At 66.2% G+C, this 18112-nt stretch carries 20 protein-coding genes; 12 read left to right on the plus strand and 8 right to left on the minus strand.

Annotated features, from left to right (window positions below):
* Nucleotides 1-81 precede the first annotated feature (81 nt).
* The 11 genes from secY to C566_RS0107365 all read left to right on the plus strand — a co-directional run bounded on the left by secY (nt 82) and on the right by C566_RS0107365 (nt 8474).
* Nucleotides 82-1392, plus strand: a complete 1311-nt coding sequence (gene secY, locus C566_RS0107315) for a preprotein translocase subunit SecY (RefSeq protein WP_026266474.1) — start codon at nt 82-84, stop codon at nt 1390-1392.
* 5 nt (nt 1393-1397) lie between these two features.
* Nucleotides 1398-1967 carry an adenylate kinase gene (locus C566_RS0107320; protein ID WP_018773679.1) on the plus strand — a complete coding sequence of 190 codons (570 nt, stop codon included), beginning with the start codon at nt 1398-1400 and terminating at the stop codon, nt 1965-1967.
* 230 nt (nt 1968-2197) lie between these two features.
* Nucleotides 2198-3025 (plus strand): type I methionyl aminopeptidase, encoded by an 828-nt coding sequence (map, locus tag C566_RS0107325; protein ID WP_018773680.1) that lies wholly within the window; start codon nt 2198-2200, stop codon nt 3023-3025.
* A 122-nt stretch (nt 3026-3147) separates the two neighbouring features.
* Nucleotides 3148-4101, plus strand: coding sequence for a P1 family peptidase (locus tag C566_RS0107330; protein WP_018773681.1), 954 nt, complete (start codon nt 3148-3150; stop codon nt 4099-4101).
* 188 nt (nt 4102-4289) lie between these two features.
* Nucleotides 4290-4511: a translation initiation factor IF-1 gene (gene infA / locus C566_RS0107335; RefSeq protein ID WP_009358723.1), complete on the plus strand. Its 222-nt coding sequence runs from the start codon at nt 4290-4292 to the stop codon at nt 4509-4511.
* A gap of 69 nt (nt 4512-4580) precedes the next feature.
* Entirely contained in the window at nt 4581-4694 is a 114-nt protein-coding gene (gene rpmJ, locus C566_RS0107340; RefSeq protein ID WP_009358722.1) for a 50S ribosomal protein L36, read from the plus strand.
* 174 nt (nt 4695-4868) lie between these two features.
* A complete protein-coding gene (gene rpsM / locus C566_RS0107345) occupies nt 4869-5243 on the plus strand; it encodes a 30S ribosomal protein S13 (protein ID WP_003803743.1) in 375 nt (124 codons plus the stop codon).
* A 98-nt stretch (nt 5244-5341) separates the two neighbouring features.
* On the plus strand, nt 5342-5743 hold the full coding sequence (gene rpsK / locus C566_RS0107350; RefSeq protein ID WP_018773682.1) for a 30S ribosomal protein S11: 402 nt from the start codon (nt 5342-5344) through the stop codon (nt 5741-5743).
* Nucleotides 5744-5876: 133 nt separating this feature from the next.
* Complete coding sequence (locus C566_RS0107355) at nt 5877-6887, plus strand: DNA-directed RNA polymerase subunit alpha (RefSeq protein WP_018773683.1); 1011 nt, start codon at nt 5877-5879, stop codon at nt 6885-6887.
* A 77-nt stretch (nt 6888-6964) separates the two neighbouring features.
* The gene (gene rplQ / locus C566_RS0107360) at nt 6965-7552 is read left to right on the plus strand and encodes a 50S ribosomal protein L17 (protein WP_026266476.1); all 588 of its coding nucleotides are present in this window, start codon (nt 6965-6967) and stop codon (nt 7550-7552) included.
* A 31-nt stretch (nt 7553-7583) separates the two neighbouring features.
* Nucleotides 7584-8474: a tRNA pseudouridine synthase A gene (locus C566_RS0107365; protein ID WP_018773685.1), complete on the plus strand. Its 891-nt coding sequence runs from the start codon at nt 7584-7586 to the stop codon at nt 8472-8474.
* Nucleotide 8475: 1 nt separating this feature from the next.
* On the opposite strand, the gene C566_RS0107370 is transcribed toward C566_RS0107365, so the two are convergent.
* Entirely contained in the window at nt 8476-10152 is a 1677-nt protein-coding gene (locus C566_RS0107370) for a sensor histidine kinase (RefSeq protein ID WP_051082266.1), read from the minus strand.
* Between the two features lie 208 nt (nt 10153-10360).
* Here C566_RS0107370 and C566_RS0107375 point away from each other — a divergent pair, with 208 nt between their 5' ends.
* On the plus strand, nt 10361-11128 hold the full coding sequence (locus tag C566_RS0107375; RefSeq protein WP_018773687.1) for a response regulator transcription factor: 768 nt from the start codon (nt 10361-10363) through the stop codon (nt 11126-11128).
* A 65-nt stretch (nt 11129-11193) separates the two neighbouring features.
* On the opposite strand, the gene C566_RS0107380 is transcribed toward C566_RS0107375, so the two are convergent.
* The 7 genes from C566_RS0107380 to cpaB all read right to left on the minus strand — a co-directional run bounded on the left by C566_RS0107380 (nt 11194) and on the right by cpaB (nt 18051).
* Nucleotides 11194-11610, minus strand: a complete 417-nt coding sequence (locus C566_RS0107380) for an Hpt domain-containing protein (RefSeq protein ID WP_018773688.1) — start codon at nt 11608-11610, stop codon at nt 11194-11196.
* Nucleotides 11611-11815: 205 nt separating this feature from the next.
* A complete protein-coding gene (locus C566_RS0107385; protein WP_081627274.1) occupies nt 11816-12697 on the minus strand; it encodes a glycosyltransferase family 87 protein in 882 nt (293 codons plus the stop codon).
* A gap of 91 nt (nt 12698-12788) precedes the next feature.
* On the minus strand, nt 12789-13673 hold the full coding sequence (locus C566_RS0107390) for a type II secretion system F family protein (protein ID WP_026266478.1): 885 nt from the start codon (nt 13671-13673) through the stop codon (nt 12789-12791).
* 7 nt (nt 13674-13680) lie between these two features.
* Nucleotides 13681-14616: a type II secretion system F family protein gene (locus C566_RS0107395; protein WP_018773691.1), complete on the minus strand. Its 936-nt coding sequence runs from the start codon at nt 14614-14616 to the stop codon at nt 13681-13683.
* 7 nt (nt 14617-14623) lie between these two features.
* Nucleotides 14624-16132: a CpaF family protein gene (locus tag C566_RS0107400; protein ID WP_018773692.1), complete on the minus strand. Its 1509-nt coding sequence runs from the start codon at nt 16130-16132 to the stop codon at nt 14624-14626.
* The gene (locus C566_RS0107405; RefSeq protein ID WP_018773693.1) at nt 16133-17323 is read right to left on the minus strand and encodes an AAA family ATPase; all 1191 of its coding nucleotides are present in this window, start codon (nt 17321-17323) and stop codon (nt 16133-16135) included. It abuts the gene before it with no gap.
* Nucleotides 17320-18051, minus strand: a complete 732-nt coding sequence (gene cpaB / locus C566_RS0107410) for a Flp pilus assembly protein CpaB (protein WP_018773694.1) — start codon at nt 18049-18051, stop codon at nt 17320-17322. Before cpaB ends, C566_RS0107405 begins: the two co-directional genes overlap by 4 nt.
* Between the last annotated feature and the right edge of the window lie 61 nt (nt 18052-18112).

An 18112-nucleotide genomic window follows, 5' to 3' on the forward strand; every position in this document is an offset into this window, starting at 1 on the left:
GGGCGCATCCACCCGTTAGACTCGGTTGTTGGGTTTATTTGACCTGTCTCACACGACTTTACTTATTACTCAGGAGGACGCTTGCTTAGCGCATTTGGCCGGGCCTTTCGCACGCCTGATCTGCGACGCAAGTTGTTGTTCACGCTGGGAATCATCACAATCTTCCGCTTGGGTGCCTTCATCCCCTCGCCTGGTGTGAGCTACCAGAATGTCCAGCAATGCTTGCAGAACGGTCAGACCTCGGGCGGGATCTACCAGCTCGTCAACCTGTTCAGCGGCGGTGCATTGCTGCAGGTGTCCATCTTTGCCCTCGGCATCATGCCGTACATCACCGCCAGTATCATCGTCCAGCTGCTCCGGGTGGTCATTCCCCGCTTCCAGCAGCTCTACGAAGAGGGCGCCTCGGGCCAGTCCAAGCTGACCCAGTACACCCGTTACCTCACGATCGCCCTCGGCCTGCTCAATGCCACGACGCTGGTGTCGCTGGCACGGTCCGGCCAGTTGCTGCCTAACTGCCAGCTGCCCATCATCCCGGACAGCTCGATCGTCACCACGGTCCTGATCATCATCACGCTCACGGCCGGCACCGGCCTGATCATGTGGATGGGTGAGCTCGTGACGGAGAAGGGCGTCGGCAACGGCATGTCCCTGCTCATCTTCACGTCCATCGCCGCGGGCTTCCCCGGCTCGCTCGGTGCGATCTGGAAGGCCCAGGGCCCCGGCACGTTCTTCCTGGTCCTGATCATCGGCCTGCTCACCGTGGCCCTCGTGGTCTTCGTGGAGCAGTCCCAGCGCCGGATCCCGGTGCAGTACGCCAAGCGGATGATCGGCCGCCGCACGGTCGGCGGAACCAGCACCTACATCCCCATCAAGGTGAACATGGCCGGCGTCGTGCCCGTCATCTTCGCCTCGTCCATGCTGTACCTGCCGGGGCTGATCTCACAGTTCAACCAGCCCAAGGCCGGCGAGCCGGTGCAGCCCTGGGTTGAGTGGATCAACAACAACCTGACCAAGGGCGACCACCCGATCTATATGGCACTGTATTTCGCCATGATTGTGTTTTTCACCTACTTCTATGTTGCGATTACTTTCAACCCTGAAGAGGTCTCGGACAACATGAAGAAGTACGGCGGCTTCATTCCGGGCATCCGCGCCGGCAAACCGACCGCGGACTATCTTCAGTACGTCCTATCCCGGATCACCCTGCCCGGCGCCTTCTACCTTGGCTTCGTGGCACTGATCCCGCTGGTTGCACTGGTCCTGATCAACGCGAACCAGAACTTCCCGTTCGGCGGCACCTCGATCCTGATCATGGTGGGCGTCGGTCTGGAGACCGTGAAGCAGATTGATGCGCAACTACAGCAACGTCACTACGAAGGGCTTTTGCGATGACGAGAATGTTGATTATCGGACCTCCCGGGTCCGGCAAGGGAACGCAGGCGGAACGCATTTCCGAACGCCTCGGCGTCGTTGCGATCTCCACCGGAGACATCTTCCGCGCCAACGTCAAGGGTGAGACTCCGCTCGGTGTCGAAGCCAAGAAGTACATGGACGCCGGCGACTTCGTCCCGGACAGCGTCACCAACAAAATGGTGCGCGACCGCCTCAGCGAGGACGACGTGGAGGCAGGCTTCCTGCTCGACGGGTACCCGCGCACGACCGCGCAGGTGGACTACCTCGAAGACATCCTCGCCGGCGCCGACCAGAAGCTCGACGTCGTGCTGCAGCTCACCGCTGACGACGAGGAACTGGTCACCCGCCTCCTGGGCCGTGCCAAGGAAACTGGCCGCAGCGACGACAACGAAGGCGTTATCCGTCACCGGCTGGACCTGTACCACGAGCAGACCGAGCCCGTGGTGGCCAAGTATGCCGAGCGCGGCATCCTGACCCAGGTGGACGGCATCGGCGGCATCGACGAAGTCACCGAGCGCGTCATGGAAGCGATCAAGTCGGCCCAGGCCGCCTGATCCACACCCACTGATCCACGCTTGCAGTGCCACTTGCGCACTCCCGAAGGGCGCGTTCCGTACCATCGTGTACGGGACGCGCCCTTCGACGTGGGCGGCCCCGCAGCGGGCCCGTTCCGAACCGTTGAGCCGGTGCGGGAGAATAGAGCTTGAAGACTTGGGTTGATGACCCATGGTGGAGGCCCGGGTTCTAGCGCGCCCGGACCGCGAGAGAAAACACTGAGGTAGCGATGGCATTCGGCCAGGCACGCATTGAATACAAGACCAACGCCCAGATGCGCACGATGCACGAGGCCGGGCTGGTCCTGAGCCGGGCACTGGATGCGGCAGTGGCCGCCGCGGCCCCCGGCGTGACCACGGCCCGGCTGGACGAGGTCTTCGCCGCCGTGCTCCAGGACGCCGGCGCCAAGTCAAACTTCCTCGGCTACCACGGGTTCCCGGCCACGATCTGCACCTCGGTGAACGAAGAGGTGGTGCACGGCATCCCCGGCGGCCGGGTGCTCCAGGACGGCGACATCATCTCGATCGACGGCGGCGCGATCGTGGACGGCTGGCACTCCGATTCGGCGCGGACCGTGGTTGTCGGCACCGCCGATCCCGAGGACGTTCGCCTCTCCGAGGTCACCGAGGAAGCCATGTGGCGTGGCATCGCAGCCCTGGCCACCGGAAAATTCGTTGGCGATATCGGCAACGCGGTGGACGACTACGTCTCCTCCGTGCCCGGCAAACCGCTGGGCATCCTGGAGGACTATGTGGGCCACGGAATCGGCTCCGAGATGCACATGGCGCCGGACGTGCTGAACTACCGCACCGGCCATCGCGGGCCGAAGATCCGCCCGGGACTGTGCCTCGCAATCGAGCCCATGCTGGTCCGCGGCAGCATCGACACCGCAATCCTCGACGACGACTGGACCGTTGTCACCACGGACGGCAAGCGCTCCTGCCAGTGGGAGCACTCGGTCGCCGTGCACGAGAAGGGGATCTGGGTCCTCTCGGCACCGGACGGGGGAGCGGCGAAACTGGCGCCGCTCGGCGTCGTGCCCGTCCCGATCCCCTAAGCCCGAAGCACCCGGCGACTCGCAAGGTTTCTGGTGACGCGCAAAATCCTTGGCGACACCGGAATACCGGTAACGCCAGGGATTTTGCGTGTCGCAGGACAGCTGGGGCGCACAATGGAGCCATGGGAGCAACGGGAGCCATCACCGACGTCGCCGGGATCCGGGTAGGCCATGTCCAGAAGTCCGGCGACGGCTGGCTGAGCGGGGTGACGGTGGTCCTCCCGCCGCCTGGGACGGTGGGCTCGGTCGACGTCCGGGGCGGCGGTCCCGCGACGCACGAGACTGACGCGCTGGATCCCACCACGCTGTCCCAAACCGTGGACGCCGTGGTCCTGACCGGGGGGAGCGCCTTTGGCCTCGCCGCGGCGCACGGCGCCCAGCGCTGGTGCGAGGAGAACGGCCGCGGCTTCCCGGTCCCCGGCGGGCTTGTGCCGATCGTGCCGGCGGCCGCGATCTTTGACCTGGGCCGCGGCGGCGATTTCTCCGCCCGCCCCGGCGAGGCGATGGGCTATGCGGCGACGGCCGCCGCCGCCGGGCAGCCGGAAGGGCATGAGGTCGAGCGCGGCAACGTCGGCGCCGGCACAGGAGCAGCAATCGGCCGAGGCACGTACAAAGGGGGAGTGGGCACAGCCTCCCTCACCCTGGACAATGGGGTCGTTGTAGCGGCGCTAGCGGTAGTCAACGCGCTGGGACTTCCATTTGGCACATGGCCGCAGCAGGCGGAACCCGGCAGCGCTCCGCCGTCGCAGCCCCCGCCCCCCAACACCACACTCGTCGTCGTCGCCACCGACGCCGTCCTGGACAAGGCGGACTGCAAACGGACGGCCTCCGCGGCCCACGCCGGACTGGCCCGGGCTCTGAATCCAAGCCACACCCTCGCCGACGGCGACACCATGTTCGCCCTGGCGACGGGCGCCGTCGCGCTCGACCGCAGCACCCCGACGGCCCGGCAGATCAGCCTCATTACCCTGCAGAGCGCGGCCGCCGACGTCGTCCGGCTGGCCATCCTCGACGGGATCTCGCAGGCGGAGGCAGTGACGACGGCGGCCGGGACGCTAGGTGCGTACGGACGCTGAGTGCGCTACGATAGGCGGATTTAACTTTGGATTTAACAATCGGGCCGTGATGGCGTAGTGTTGTCTGTTGGTTGTCTGCCCCGTTGTGCCCTTTTGGGGTCGGGTGGCACCAACCAATCAATCAAAAACGTCCGCGGTCATGACCGGTGCAAACCGGGAGGCTGCGGCAACAACAGTTAGCGGAGGGTATGGCCAAGAAGGACGGGGTCATTGAGATCGAGGGCGTTGTGACCGAGGCGCTGCCCAACGCGATGTTTCGCGTTGAGCTCACCAACAAGCACATCGTTCTGGCACACATCTCTGGAAAGATGCGCCAGCACTACATCAGGATCCTCCCCGAGGACCGCGTAGTGGTGGAGCTGAGCCCTTACGACCTGACACGTGGTCGTATCGTCTACCGCTACAAGTAAACACTGGGCGGCCAGGGCGACAGCCGAGGGCCGGTCCAGCTGACCAACTGCAACACGCAAAGGAACGCCATGAAGGTCAAGCCGAGCGTCAAGCAGATCTGCGAAAAGTGCAAAGTGATCCGCCGTAATGGCCGGGTCATGGTGATCTGCGAGAACCCGCGCCACAAGCAGCGCCAGGGCTAATTTCCTTCACGGGAAACCCTGGGTTGCTAACCCACGCAAGTAAATAAAGGCAGCACAAGCTGAACTGGGACGTATTGAGCCCGGACAGCTAACCCCCGGTCGGAGGCTGGGGCCGCACTGTAAGTGCGGGTGTACTGCCTACGACCTCCGGTTTATACAAGGAGTACTGCCAATATGGCTCGTCTCGCTGGCGTAGACATTCCCCGCGAAAAGCGGCTGGAAATTGCGCTTACTTACATCTACGGCGTGGGCAAGACCCGTGCACACGAAACCCTGGCTGCTACCGGCATCAGCGCTGACGTTCGGGTCAAGGACCTGACGGACGCACAGCTGGTTGAGCTGCGTGACTACATTGAAGGCAACTACAAGGTTGAGGGTGACCTTCGCCGCGAAGTGGCCGCTGATATCCGCCGCAAGGTTGAAATCGGCAGCTACGAAGGCCTGCGTCACCGCAAGGGCCTGCCCGTACGCGGTCAGCGTACGAAGACCAACGCCCGTACCCGCAAGGGTCCGAAGCGTACCGTCGCCGGCAAGAAGAAGGCCCGTTAAGCCTCATTTGTCCCCTAAAATCGCTGGCGCGATTTCAGGGAATCCGGCAAATGAGGGAACAACGGAGCTTCCCCCGATAACTTTCTGTAGGAGAAAAAATGCCCCCGAAGACTCGTGGCGCGGTTCGCAAGCCGCGTAAGAAGGACAAGAAGAATATCGCGCTTGGCCAGGCGCACATCAAGAGCACCTTTAACAACACCATCGTGTCCATCACGGACCCGAACGGTGCTGTCATCTCCTGGGCTTCGTCCGGTGAGGTTGGCTTCAAGGGCTCGCGTAAGTCCACCCCGTTCGCTGCCCAGATGGCCGCCGAAGCCGCCGCAAAGCGTGCACAGGAGCACGGCATGCGCAAGGTTGACGTGTTCGTCAAGGGACCGGGTTCCGGACGCGAAACCGCCATCCGCTCGCTGCAGGCCGCTGGCCTCGAGGTTGGCTCCATCCAGGACGTCACCCCCAGCGCCCACAACGGCTGCCGTCCGCCGAAGCGCCGCCGCGTCTAAGGCTTTCCAGCGCCCAGGAGCTTGCCCGGACCCTCACCGGTCCGGGCAGGCCCGGCCGCGTTAAGTCTTCAGACCGATCTTTCCACCACCTGTGTTGCGTCATATAGCGGATGCTCGCCGAAAGGAAACCTAAGTGCTCATTGCACAGCGCCCCACCCTCTCCGAAGAGGTCGTCTCCGAAAACCGCTCACGGTTCATCATCGAACCGCTGGAGCCGGGCTTTGGTTACACCCTCGGAAACTCCCTCCGCCGTACCCTGCTCTCCTCCATCCCCGGTGCCTCTGTAACGAGCATCCGGATCGATGGCGTGCTGCACGAGTTCACCACGGTTCCGGGTGTCAAGGAAGATGTCACCGAGATCATCCTGAACATCAAGAACCTGTCGGTTTCCTCCGAGCACGACGAGCCGGTTGTTGCTTACCTGCGCAAGCAGGGCCCGGGAGTCGTCACCGCCGCGGACATCGCTCCGCCGGCCGGCGTCGAATTCCACAACCCGGATCTGCACATTGCCACGCTGAACTCGAAGGGCAAGTTCGAACTCGAACTGACCATCGAGCGCGGTCGCGGCTACGTTTCGGCAGCTCAGAACAAGTCCGGCGACTCCGAGATCGGCCGCATCCCGGTCGACTCGATCTACTCGCCGGTCCTGAAGGTTACTTTCCGCGTGGAAGCTACCCGTGTTGAGCAGCGCACTGACTTCGACAAGCTCATTGTCGACGTCGAGACCAAGCAGGCAATCGCCCCGCGCGACGCCGTTGCTTCGGCAGGTACCACCCTGGTGGAACTGTTCGGTCTGGCCCGCGAGCTGAACACCGCAGCTGAAGGTATCGAGATCGGTCCGTCGCCGACGGACGCTGCCCTGGCAGCCGACATGGCACTGCCGATCGAGGATCTGGACCTGACGGTCCGTTCCTACAACTGCCTCAAGCGTGAGGGCATCCACACCGTGGGTGAACTCGTTGCCCGCTCCGAGGCTGACCTCATGGACATCCGCAACTTCGGTGCGAAGTCCATCGATGAGGTCAAGGCCAAGCTGGTCGAACTGGGCCTGTCCCTCAAGGACTCCCCTCCCGGTTTCGATCTCGCAGCGCGTGCCGCAGCCATCGAAGAGGACGACGCCGCGTTCAGCGACGACGAGCTCTAACCAACAGAACTTGGCCGGCTGGCTGGACGCACCCTGGCGTGCGCAGCCCAACGGCTTCCATATGAGGAGAAACTATAATGCCTACCCCCGCTAAGGGTCCGCGCCTCGGAGGCGGAGCGGCTCACGAGCGTCTTATGCTCGCGAACCTGTCCGCCGCACTTTTCGAGCACAAGCGGATCACCACCACGGTGACCAAGGCCAAGCGCCTGAAGCCGTACGCCGAACGCCTGGTGACTTTCGCCAAGCGTGGCGACCTCGCTTCCCGCCGTCGTGTACTCGGCCTGATCAGCAACAAGGGCGTCGTCCACGAGCTGTTCACCGACATTGCACAGGCAGTGGAGAACCGCGATGGCGGCTACACCCGCATCACCAAGATCGGCAACCGCAAGGGCGACAACGCTCCCATGGCTGTCATCGAACTGGTTCTCGAGCCGGTTTCCGCGAAGCAGGCCGTTGTAGCCGAGGCTACCTCCGCTGCCCAGCGTGACGCTGACAAGAAGGATGCTGACAAGAAGGACGCCGAGAAGGCCGAAGCAGCTCCGGTTGCCGAGACCGAAGAGGCTGCTGAGACCGAAGAGGCTCCGGCCGCTGAGACCGAAGCCGCTGCCGAAGAGGCTCCGGCCGCTGAGGAAGCAGCCGCTGAGTCCGAGAAGGACGCGAAGTAATTCGCTAAATCTTTCTTATAGACTTAAGTCTATGAACGAGCTCAAACCCGCTGCCCCCGTCATGGGGGGCGGCGGGTTTTTGCGTATCAGGCTGGATGTGGCGTACGACGGCGGCCCGTTCAGCGGGTGGGCCGTGCAGCCGGGACTGCGCACCGTCCAGGGCGTCCTGGAGGAGGCCCTCGCGCTGCTGATCCGCCGCCCCGTCCGGGTCACGGTCGCGGGCCGCACCGACGCCGGGGTGCACGCCCGCGGCCAGGTGGTCCACCTGGACCTCAGCGAAGCGGAGTGGCAGGGCCTGAATCGGGGCGCCGAACTGGACCCCGCCGTCGCCCTGCTCCGCCGCATCCGCGGTGCCCTGAGCCGGGGCCTGGGCGACCTCAGCGGGGCCATCGAGGTGCACCGGGTGAGTGTGGCGCCCGAGGGCTTCGATGCCCGGTTCTCCGCCCTCTGGCGCCGCTATTCCTACCGGATCGCGGACGGCCCCGCGCTGTGGGACCCGCTGGGACGCGCCTCGACCCTGTGGCACAAGGTTCCGCTGGACGTCGGGCTGCTCAACGAGGGCGCCGCGCCGCTGCTGGGACTGCAGGACTTCCGCTCATACTGCAAGCCCCGCGAGGGCGCCACGACCATCCGGGAGCTGCAGCGCTTCGAATTCGCGCGCGGCACCGACGGGGTCATTGTTGCCACCGTCCAGGCCGACGCGTTCTGCCACAACATGGTCCGCTCCCTGGTGGGCTCGGCGCTGTACGTGGGGGAGGGCGAAGAGGCCCCGGGATGGCTTTACGAGCGGCTCCTCGCCCGGCAGCGCGACGCCCGCTCCGTGCTGGCAGCCCCGCACCCGCTGGTGCTCGAGGAAGTGGCCTACCCGACTGACGGCGGCATGCTGGCCCGCGCCGAACTGACCCGGGCCCTGCGGGCGTAAACTACGCGGGCAGCTCGAGGGTGAAGGTGCTGCCGTGTCCCGGACTGGTGCGGCACGAGATGGAGCCGCCGTGCCCCTCCACGATGGCCTTGGTAATGGACAGCCCCAGGCCGGCGCCCGGAATGGATCCGTCCCGGACGGCAGGGCTGCGGAAGAAACGGGTGAAGACCCGCCCGGCGTCGGCGGCGGTCATGCCCATCCCGGTGTCCGCGACGTGCAGGCGGACCAGGCCGTCGCCGGCGCTGGCGGATACCCGCACCGAGCCGCCGTCGGGTGAGTACTTGATCGCGTTGGAAACGAGGTTGTCCAGGGCCTGGCTGATCCGGAGCGGGTCCACGTGTGCCCAGAGCGGTCCCTGGACGTCCATGGCGAGGCAGACACGGGACGCCTGGGCGTGGGCCTGGGCTGAGCCCAGGCTCGCCTCCACGAGCCCGGCCAGGTCGGTCCGGCGGGGATGGAGATGGACGGCGGCGCTGGCGGACATGAGAAGGTCCGAGACCAGGGCCAGCAGCCGCTCCGCGTTGCGCTGCGCCACTTCGACGCGGCGGACCACCGGGCTGTCCAGGCCCTCGGTGTCGGCGAGCACCAGGTCCAGGTTGCCGATGATGGACGTCAGCGGCGTGCGGAATTCGTGGGAGACGGTGGAAACGACCTCGTCCTTCGCGGCCAGGGCGTCCACCAGGCCGGTGACCTCGTTGAAGACCACGACGGCGCCGCGGAAGTCGCCGGCGTCGTCCTTCAGGGGCCGGGCTCCCGTAGAGACCACGCGGCTGGCCGCCGCCTCACCGAAGCAGACAAGGTAGTCGGCAAAGGACTCGCCGGCCAGCGCCCGCCGGATGGGACGCCGCTCCAGCGGCAGCGGGGTGCTCCGGTCCTGCCCGGTCAGCAGGAGCTGGCCCTCTTCCTCCGGCCGTACTTGCCCCGCCGGTTCGGCCGTCAGCCGGGGTGCCGCGGCCGCGGATTCCTCCAGTTCGGCCTGCCACGTGTTCGTCAGCAGCCGGCGGCCGTTGGCATCCACTGCCACGATCCCGACGTCGACGGTGTCAAGAATGGTGTTCAGGAGCCGTTCGCGCTCCCTGCTGTCCGCGAGCAGGACCTCCAGCTCGGCCTCCTTGGACTTGATCCGCCACTGCTCGTGCCGCAGGCGCGCCCGCGCAAAACGCATGGCCAGGGAGACCGCGAACATCATCAGGGGCACCAGCAAGGCTTCGGCCGTGCGCGCCGCAAGCGGTGCCGACCGGTCCGCCAGGAGCCAAGGCAGGGCGGCCAGGAGGGGCACCGAGAAGCTCAGTGACAGGCTCGCGGGGGCTGAGAGCCTGGACGCCGAGATCCATACCACGGGCAGGACGGAGAGCACACCGGGATCCGGCAGCCCGGCGGTGGTGCCGTCCCGCAGCAGCCCTATCGCGACCAGGTCCAGGACGGGGATGACGAGCGGCGCCAACGGCCCAAAACGCTGCCAGGGGACCAGGACGCAGGCCGCAAGGAGCGCGGCCTGCAGGCCAAAGGCGTACCGGCACAGGATGCTGTCCGGAAGGCCGGGCCAGGCGGCCGGGGCGGCAAGGACGATTCCGACCAGCATCACGGCCAGCGGCAACTGGCACACGAGGACCCGCCCGCGCGGCCGCAAAGCCTTGCCGTATCGATCCACACCGCGGATCAGCCGCTGTCTAAGCAAAGACGCCGTGCCCCCTTCCCGTTGCTCCAGTTTTACACCTTGTGTCACGCAAATTTGACATAAATCGAAGTTTTGGCATTTCTGTTACCGGGCCGCCGCGAATTTGCCCCTTAGGGTGGGTATTCTGACATTGCCGGTGGGGGCCGGCGGGATCATTGCTGCCGCCGCATCCGCGAACGGCAGCGTAGCGTGACACATGAGGGGGGCCATGACCGACCTGGGAGTCGCCGTCGTAGTAGAAGACGACGAAGATGTTCGGAACCTTGTCGAAGCCGTATTGAGCCAGGCAGGGTTCGAAGTCCATTCGGCGGCCGGCGGGCGTGAAGGGGTCGACGTCGTCAGGGCGCGGGAGGCAAGCGTGGTCACCCTGGATGTCGGGCTTCCCGATATCGACGGGTTCGAGGTGCTGCGCCGGATCCGGCAGTTCAGCGACGCGTACGTGGTCATGCTGACGGCGCGGACCGACGAACTGGACACGCTGACGGCGTTTCATACCGGTGCTGATGATTTCCTGGCGAAGCCTTTCCGGCCCCGGGAGTTGCGCGCCCGTGTGGGCGCCATGATGCGCCGGCCCCGGCAGGACCTCCGCGCCGCGGAAATATCCGGGACGGATCCCGGGGACGCTGCCGCCCCGGCAGCCTCCCAGAGTCCGGTGCTGCACCACAACGGCCTGGACCTGAACCCCGAGACCCGGTCCGTGAGTGTCGACGGCGTGGCGGTCAGCCTGACCCGCAGCGAGTTCGACCTCCTGCAGGCGCTCCTGAAGGGCGCCGGCGCCGTGCGGTCCAAGACCGAGCTGGTGCGCGTGGTCCGGGGCGATTACTACCGGGCGGACGCATACATCAGCGAATCCGACGAACGCGCCGTCGAGGTGCATATCGGCAACCTCCGGAGGAAACTCGGCGAGGACCCCGTGCAGCCGCGCTGGCTGCAGACCGTCCGCGGCGTGGGCTACCGGCTGTCGCCGGCGCGGTAGCCCCCGGAGAGGCGTCCGGCTCCCGGCACCCGGGACACTCGTAGGGGGCAGCGGTCCCGCCGGCCCTAGCTGTCCCACAGGACATAGCTGAACTGGAGTTCGTCCACGGTTTCCCCGCCGCGCGCGGCAACGTCGCGCAGGAGCGACAGGGCACGACCAATGTCGCCGGCCCTGAGGGCGTTCTCCAGTTCGCCGGCGAGCTGGGCCAGGCGCAGGCCTCCGACCATGGCCGAGGACGTCTTCAGGCTCAGCACAGCGTCCATCGAGCCCGCGAGATCCCCGCGTTCGAGGGCAGAGGCCAGCGTGCGGTAGCGCTGGTCCCACATCCGGGTGTAGTCCCTGGCAAATCCCTTCGCCACGGCCGGATTGTCGAGCTGGGCACCCAGGTCCTGAAGCGCGGCAGGGTCCACGAGCGGGGCCGGCGGCAGGTCCTCGGGGATGACTTCCTGGAGTGCCTCCGGGAGCACCTCCGGGAGGGTCACAGGCGCACTGGATGCCGTGAGGGCAGGCGCCGGCAGTCCCGGAGAGGTTGTGGGAGCGAGGGCAATGCTCGCTTCTCCGTCGTCGGGGCAAGCGCTTGGAAGGGACATGTGACCACGCTACTTGCTGACGCGGCCGATGCCGTGCAGCCCGCTCTATCCTGCGGAAACCCTGAGGCTTTCCCGAGGGAACCAGTCACGTCCGCAGCTATTGCCGCGTCCCGTGGTTACTTCCCTCCATGAGAAGCCGCGGTACGGCAATGAGGATCGTCCACGGAACGACCGAGACGAGGACCGGCGAGGCCAGCACCATCGCCGGAGCGACGAGAAAGGGCCAGTGCTTCCGGGCACCGATGACGACCAGGGCCACAGCGATGAGGCACCGCACGACGAAGCTGACCCGGCTGTCAGGCGTTCCCTCCCTGTTCTCGAACAGGAACCGTATCCAGTCGCTCCACGCTGTCGGGTCGGCTGCATAAGACACGGCGACGATGAGCACCGTTGCGCCAACTCCTTGAAGCAGCCTCTTCCATTCGCCACGAGTGGCGAACCAGAGGAGGCCGACGCCGGTGGTGACCTTCGTGAGGACGGCGAAAGACCAGGCGGCAGGCCTTCGCATGCCGACTACGGCGGCCGCGGCGAGCAAGATGTAGATGTTTCCGACGACGAGTTCGGGGAGGCACAGCAGGGACACCGGAATGGCCCACCGCGCCCGGAGGGGTCTCACCAGCCACGCCACTGCTGCTGCCTCGATCGCAAACCACGCCGCACAGAACAGGGGCCAGGGAAGCAACGCCAACGGCCAGATCGCCGCTGCAAACGCGGGCGAATACAAATACGCGTCCGGCTGTCCGGGACTTGCGCCGTAGGAAAGCCCGCCCTGCGCCGCGAGCCAGTAGGCGTGCGAGTCGTACCCGATTGCGTTGCCGGTGACGACGTGCCGGACCGACACAATCACGGCCACAACGGCCAAAGGCCACAGCAGGAAGGGCCCCGAACGGGCCAGCAGCGGAAACTTCCTTGCGAAGACACTCCCCTGGCCCATTTCGGAGCGTGAAGGGGGCGTGTCCTCACGTGTGGTGTCGTTCATGGTCCAGATGTTGCCACAGAACCCGGCCAGATCCCGGAAACTGCGCTCCGATCAAACGGCACGTTCCGGTGTGTTCTCGCGGTGGCGGCTGCTACTGGCCGCTGAACGTGTCGATGGCGTTGATGACGGCGGGGCCCAGGATGGCGATGAACAGCACAGGGAAGATGAAGAACAGCAGGGGGAACAAGATGGTGACGGGCAGCTTCATGGCCTTCTCCTCGGCCCGTTGCCGGCGTTTGACCCGCATGACCTTCGCCTGCACCCGCAGCACCCGGCTGATGGCAATGCCGTAGGTGTCGGCCTGGACCACGGCCTGGACGAAGCTGCGCAGCTCGGGCACGTTGGTCCGTGCCGCCAGTGCCAGGTAGGACTCGCGCCGGCTGCGTCCTACCTGCATGTCCTGCAGGGTTCGGATCAGTTCCTCCGCCAGCGGGCCCTTGCCGTTCTCGCCGGCCCGGGCCATGGCGCCTTCGAAGCCCAGGCCCGCTTCCACGGAGATCAGCATCTGGTCCAGCGTGTTGGCCAGTTCCAGCTGCATGGTCTTCTGCCGCTCCTGCCCTTTGCTGTACAGCAGGAGATCGGGGATGAAGTAGCCCAGCAGGAACACAAAGATTCCCACGAGCTTGAGGATCGGCGTCGGGCTGTTGGCGCTGATCCAGGAGCCCAAGAGGGCGCCCAGCAGCCCCAGGAGCGGCTTGGCCGCGAGCACGCGGCCCAAAGGCAGCGACGCGGGACGCCCGGCGAGGGACAGCAGCCGGTCCAGTTTGCGGACGTACGCTGCGGGAGTCAGCCGGTGGCCGGCCCGTTCCAGCAGGCTGCTGCGCTCCCGCTGGGTGAGTTCGGCAGGGTCCGTGCCCAGCGCGAGAATCTCCCGCATAGCGCGCTGTGACCTCCGGTCAACGGAGAGCAGCGACCACGCAAGATAGCCCAGCGGCAACGCCACCAGCAGCGTGGCAAGAAGTACAGCAGGTGCCATGGCCGCCTCAGAACTTCAGGTCGATGATTTTGCGCATCCACAGGCCACCAATGGTCATGAGGATGACGGAAGCGGCCATCATGCCCCAGCCCAGCGGGTGCGTGAACATGGCGTTCATGTAGCCGGGATTGACCAGCATCAGCATCACCACGATCCCGATTGGCATGGCCATGAGGATGTAGGCGGAGAACTTTCCCTCGGCGGCGAGGGACTTGATGTGCCCTTTGATCTCGCTGCGCTCGCGGATGGTCTCGTTGACCTGGTCCAGGACTTCGGCCAGGTTCCCGCCCACTTCACGGTTGATCTGGATGGCCTGGGCGATCCAGACGAAGTCCTCGTTCCGCATCCGGTCCGCGGTGTCGGTCAGGGAGTCCAGGAGGTCCCGGCCCAGGCTGGTCTCCGTAACCACGCGGCGCATCTCTTCCGACGTCGGGCTTTGCGATTCGGACGCGGCGGCGTCAATGGCGCGCATGATGCTGTGCCCTGCCCGGAGGCCGCCGGAGAGCAGCTGCAGGGTGTCGCCGAGCTGCTGGTCGAACTTGGTGCGGCGCTTGCCGGTCAGGATGCCGATCACGAGGTGGCCCACGACCGGCGCCAGCAGCACCAGCAGGACTGCCAGCAACGGCCCCGCGACGACGAACCCGGCAAAGCCCCCCGCAACAGCTCCGGCCAGGAGCAGGACGTAGAAGTCGGCCTGGCTCAGGCGCAGGCCGGCCTGTTCCAGCGACTCGCGGTTGAAGAGCCGGATCTTGCGGCCGGAGAAGAATCCGTCGACCAGGTGGACGGCCGAGCCGGCGAACCGGGTCAGCTGCGAGTCGGACTGGCCCTGGACGGGCCTGCGCCGGTCCAGTGGGAGACTCGCCCCGCCGGGTGCGAGCAGCACGATCCCGAGGACCAGCACAGCGCTGAAGAGCAGGCCGACGCCGATGGGCAGCAGGGTCATGGACAGATCACGCCCTTCCGGCCGGCGTCAGCGGCGCGGCAAACACGGCGGGGGAGACATAGATGCCCAGGTCCTCGAAACGGTCGATGAAGCGAGGGCGGATGCCGGTGGGGACCGGTTTTCCGAGGAACCGGCCGTGGGCGTCGACGCCGGCGGCGTAGTCGAACACGAAAGCGTCCTGGAGCGTGACGATGTCACCCTCCATGCCTTGGACCTCGGTGACGTGGGTGATCCGCCGGGTGCCGTCCCGCAGCCGGGAGATCTGGATAATCAGGTTGACGGCCGAGGCGATCTGTTCCCGGATGGCCCGCAGCGGCAGGTCCATGCCGGCCATGAGCACGAGGGTCTCCAGGCGGGCCACGGCATCCCGGGGCGAGTTGGAGTGCACGGTCGAGAGCGAACCGTCATGGCCGGTGTTCATGGCCTGGAGCATGTCCAGTGATTCGCCGCCGCGAACCTCGCCCACCACGATCCGGTCCGGGCGCATGCGCAGGGAGTTCCGCAGCAGTTCGCGGATGGTCACCTCGCCCTTGCCCTCGGTGTTCGACGGCCGGCTTTCCAGACGCACCACGTGTTCCTGCTGGATCTGGAGCTCGACGGCGTCCTCGATCGTCACGATCCGCTCGTCGTGGGGCAGGAACGAGGAAAGGACATTCAGCAGTGTCGTCTTTCCCGTGCCGGTGCCGCCGGAGACGATGATGTTGAGCTTGGCCTTCACGCAGGCGTTCAGCAGTTCCGCCATTTCCGGCGTCAGCGTGCCGAACTCGATGAGATTCCGGACAGTCAGCGGCACCTTGCTGAACTTACGGATGGTCAGCGACGAACCGCCGACGGCGAGCGGCGGAATGACGGCGTTGACGCGGGACCCGTCCTCGAGCCGCGCGTCCACGAGGGGGGAGGACTCATCGATGCGCCGGCCCACCTTGGACACGATGCGCTCGATCACCTTGCGGAGGTGGTCCTCGGAGCTGAACCGCGATTCCGTCAGGGTCAGTTTGCCGTTGCGTTCCACGTAGATCTGGTCCATCCGGTTGACCATGATTTCCGTGACGGCGGGATCGTCCAGGAGGCGCTGCAACGGGCCGTAGCCCAGGACGTCGTCGGCCACGTCGCGGACCAGCCGGGAGCGCTCCTCGGCGGACAGGGGGACCTGCTCGGCGTCGATGATGCGCGTCAGCTCCTCCCTCGCGGAGGTGCGGAGGTCATCTTCCGTGGTTGCCGAATCGTTGAAGCGGGTTCCCATGCGTTCGAACAACGCGGTGGCGGCCCGCTGCTTGAGGGCCGCGAAGGCGTCGACGGGCTGCTGGCCCCGGGCGCGGGAGTCCTGGTGCTCCGGGAAGCCCGGCGCTGGTGGGCGGCTGCTTTTCTGGAGCACGACGGCGGCCGGCGGGGCCGCCGTCGTCCCACTTCCTCCGGTGGCGGACAGGGCCACTGGAGCTGCAGCCTGAGGCGAGACGGCCTGCGGGGCAACTGCAGCCGTTCCCTCGGCTGAGCGGAGCCGTTCGGAAAGCTTCATCTAGACCACCACCCGGCGGTGCAGTTTCTTCTGGGCGGTGGCGCGCCAGGCAGGATCGAACCGGTGGACGAGCTGTTTCAGTCCTTTGATGGCCGGATCCTTGCGTCCGTCCTGAAGGACGGGGACGCCGCGGTTGGTGGAGAACGCCACTGCCTTGGACCGGGGGATGCTGACGTCCACGGGCGCGCCGATGGTGGCTTCGACGTCCTGGACGCTCAGCCCCGACTTGGAATCCGCCATGTTCAGCACCACGTGGCGCGTCTCGGGAAGCAGGTCCAGGCGCCGGAGGATTTCCAGGCCGGAACGCAGCCCGCGAATACTCGGCACGTCCATGGCGGTCACCCAGACGGCGTCGGTGCATTGTTCGAGGGCGGCCAACCCGACCTCCGGGAGCCCGGGCGCGGTGTCGACCACGACGTACTGGAACTGTTCGGCCAGTTGTTCGAGCAGGCGCGTGACCTGCTGCGGTGTGATGTCGTCAGCTTCCTCGGGCGTCCGGGGGGCGCAGAGGGCGTAGATGCTCCCGGGGTGGACGGTGAGGAAGGCCTTGAGGACGAGGGAATCCTGGCTGGCCGCGGACGAGACGGCGTCGGTCACCGTGTGCTCCGGATTCAGGTACAGGCCCGAGGCCACGTCCCCGAACTGCAGATCCAGGTCTACGATCACCACGCCCATGGGCGCCACTTGGCCGAGTCCGATGGCGATGTTGGTGGCGATCGTGGTTTTGCCGACTCCGCCCTTGGGGGAGAAGACGCCGATCACCAATCCCTTGGGGCTGTCCGGCTGGCTGGCCGCGCTGGTCCGGTTGCGCGTGGCGAACGACTGGCAGGCCCGCTCCAGCAGCACCCGGATCTGGGCCGGGTCCGCCGCCGGGCTGAGGATGTCGCGGATGCCGGCCCGCATGGCCAGCAGGACGAAGTTCGGATCTGGCTCGCCGACCAGGATGACGCTGAGCTCGGGAAGCTGGACGTCGAACACCGTCGCCAGGCGCAGGGCGTCCTCCACCGGCACGTCGGGTCCCAGGATCAGGACCTCGGGCCGTTCCTGGTTGAGGCTGGCGAAGAGCTCCGCCGGGTTCGCCGGATTGACGAACGCGAAGGTCTGCAGGCCACCCGGAAGGCCGCCGGCCAGTGCCTGCCGCACGCGGGCATCGAAGTCCGTGTTCGGCGAAATCAGGACAAAGCGGCTCATTTGTACACCTTGCTACCTTCCATCACGGTTGGCCCGCTGTCTTTGGCGTTGAGGGGCTCCTTGCTCAGCCACAGGCTGGCGAACTCAGAGGCATAAATGATTTTCGAGGCATTGACGTCATCCACGGCCACGGTCAGAAGCAGAGAGCCCGTGGGGAGCGAGGTGTCCTCCGCTGGAGCCGTGCTCCCAGTGCCGGAAGCCGTCTTCGCCGCCTCGCTCGCGACGGGCGCGCGCTGCACCGCCGTGAGGAGGACCTTGTGAATGGACAGCTGCGTTGATTCCTTGTCCGGCTTCGCCGCGTCGCCTCCGCTCTTGAGCGAAATGAAGATGCCGACGTGATCCCCCGGTGCCAACCGGCCGCCCACCACGCGCTGCGGTTCCAGCTGGAAGGACACCTCCTGCAGCCCCTCGGGAATGTCGACCGCCCCGCTGGTTTGCAGCTCATCGGGTGCGATCAGTCGCTCCGCGACGAGCTGCTCGCCGGGGAGCAGGTCGACGGCGGTGACCTTGCCGGCCATCCCGTCCAGGTTCTGGAGCGCGGATTTGGCGATGGCCGTGCCTGGAAGTTTTTCCGTCGCGAGAAATGGCTTGAGGGCCTCGGTGGTGGTGCCTGCCGGTACGGCCTTCGCCACCACTAAAATGTCCTGCGGCTCCAGTCCCTGCATTGCCCGCGCGTCGGCCCCCTGCGCGTAGCTGACTACCAGGATGGCCCCGACGACGGCCAGCACTAGGGCCGCGATCCCTGCCAATAGGCGTGACTTCAAAAACTGCTCCTGAACTGGTTGGTGG

The sequence above is a fragment of the Arthrobacter sp. 131MFCol6.1 genome, from assembly GCF_000374925.1.
Taxonomy (GTDB): domain Bacteria; phylum Actinomycetota; class Actinomycetes; order Actinomycetales; family Micrococcaceae; genus Arthrobacter.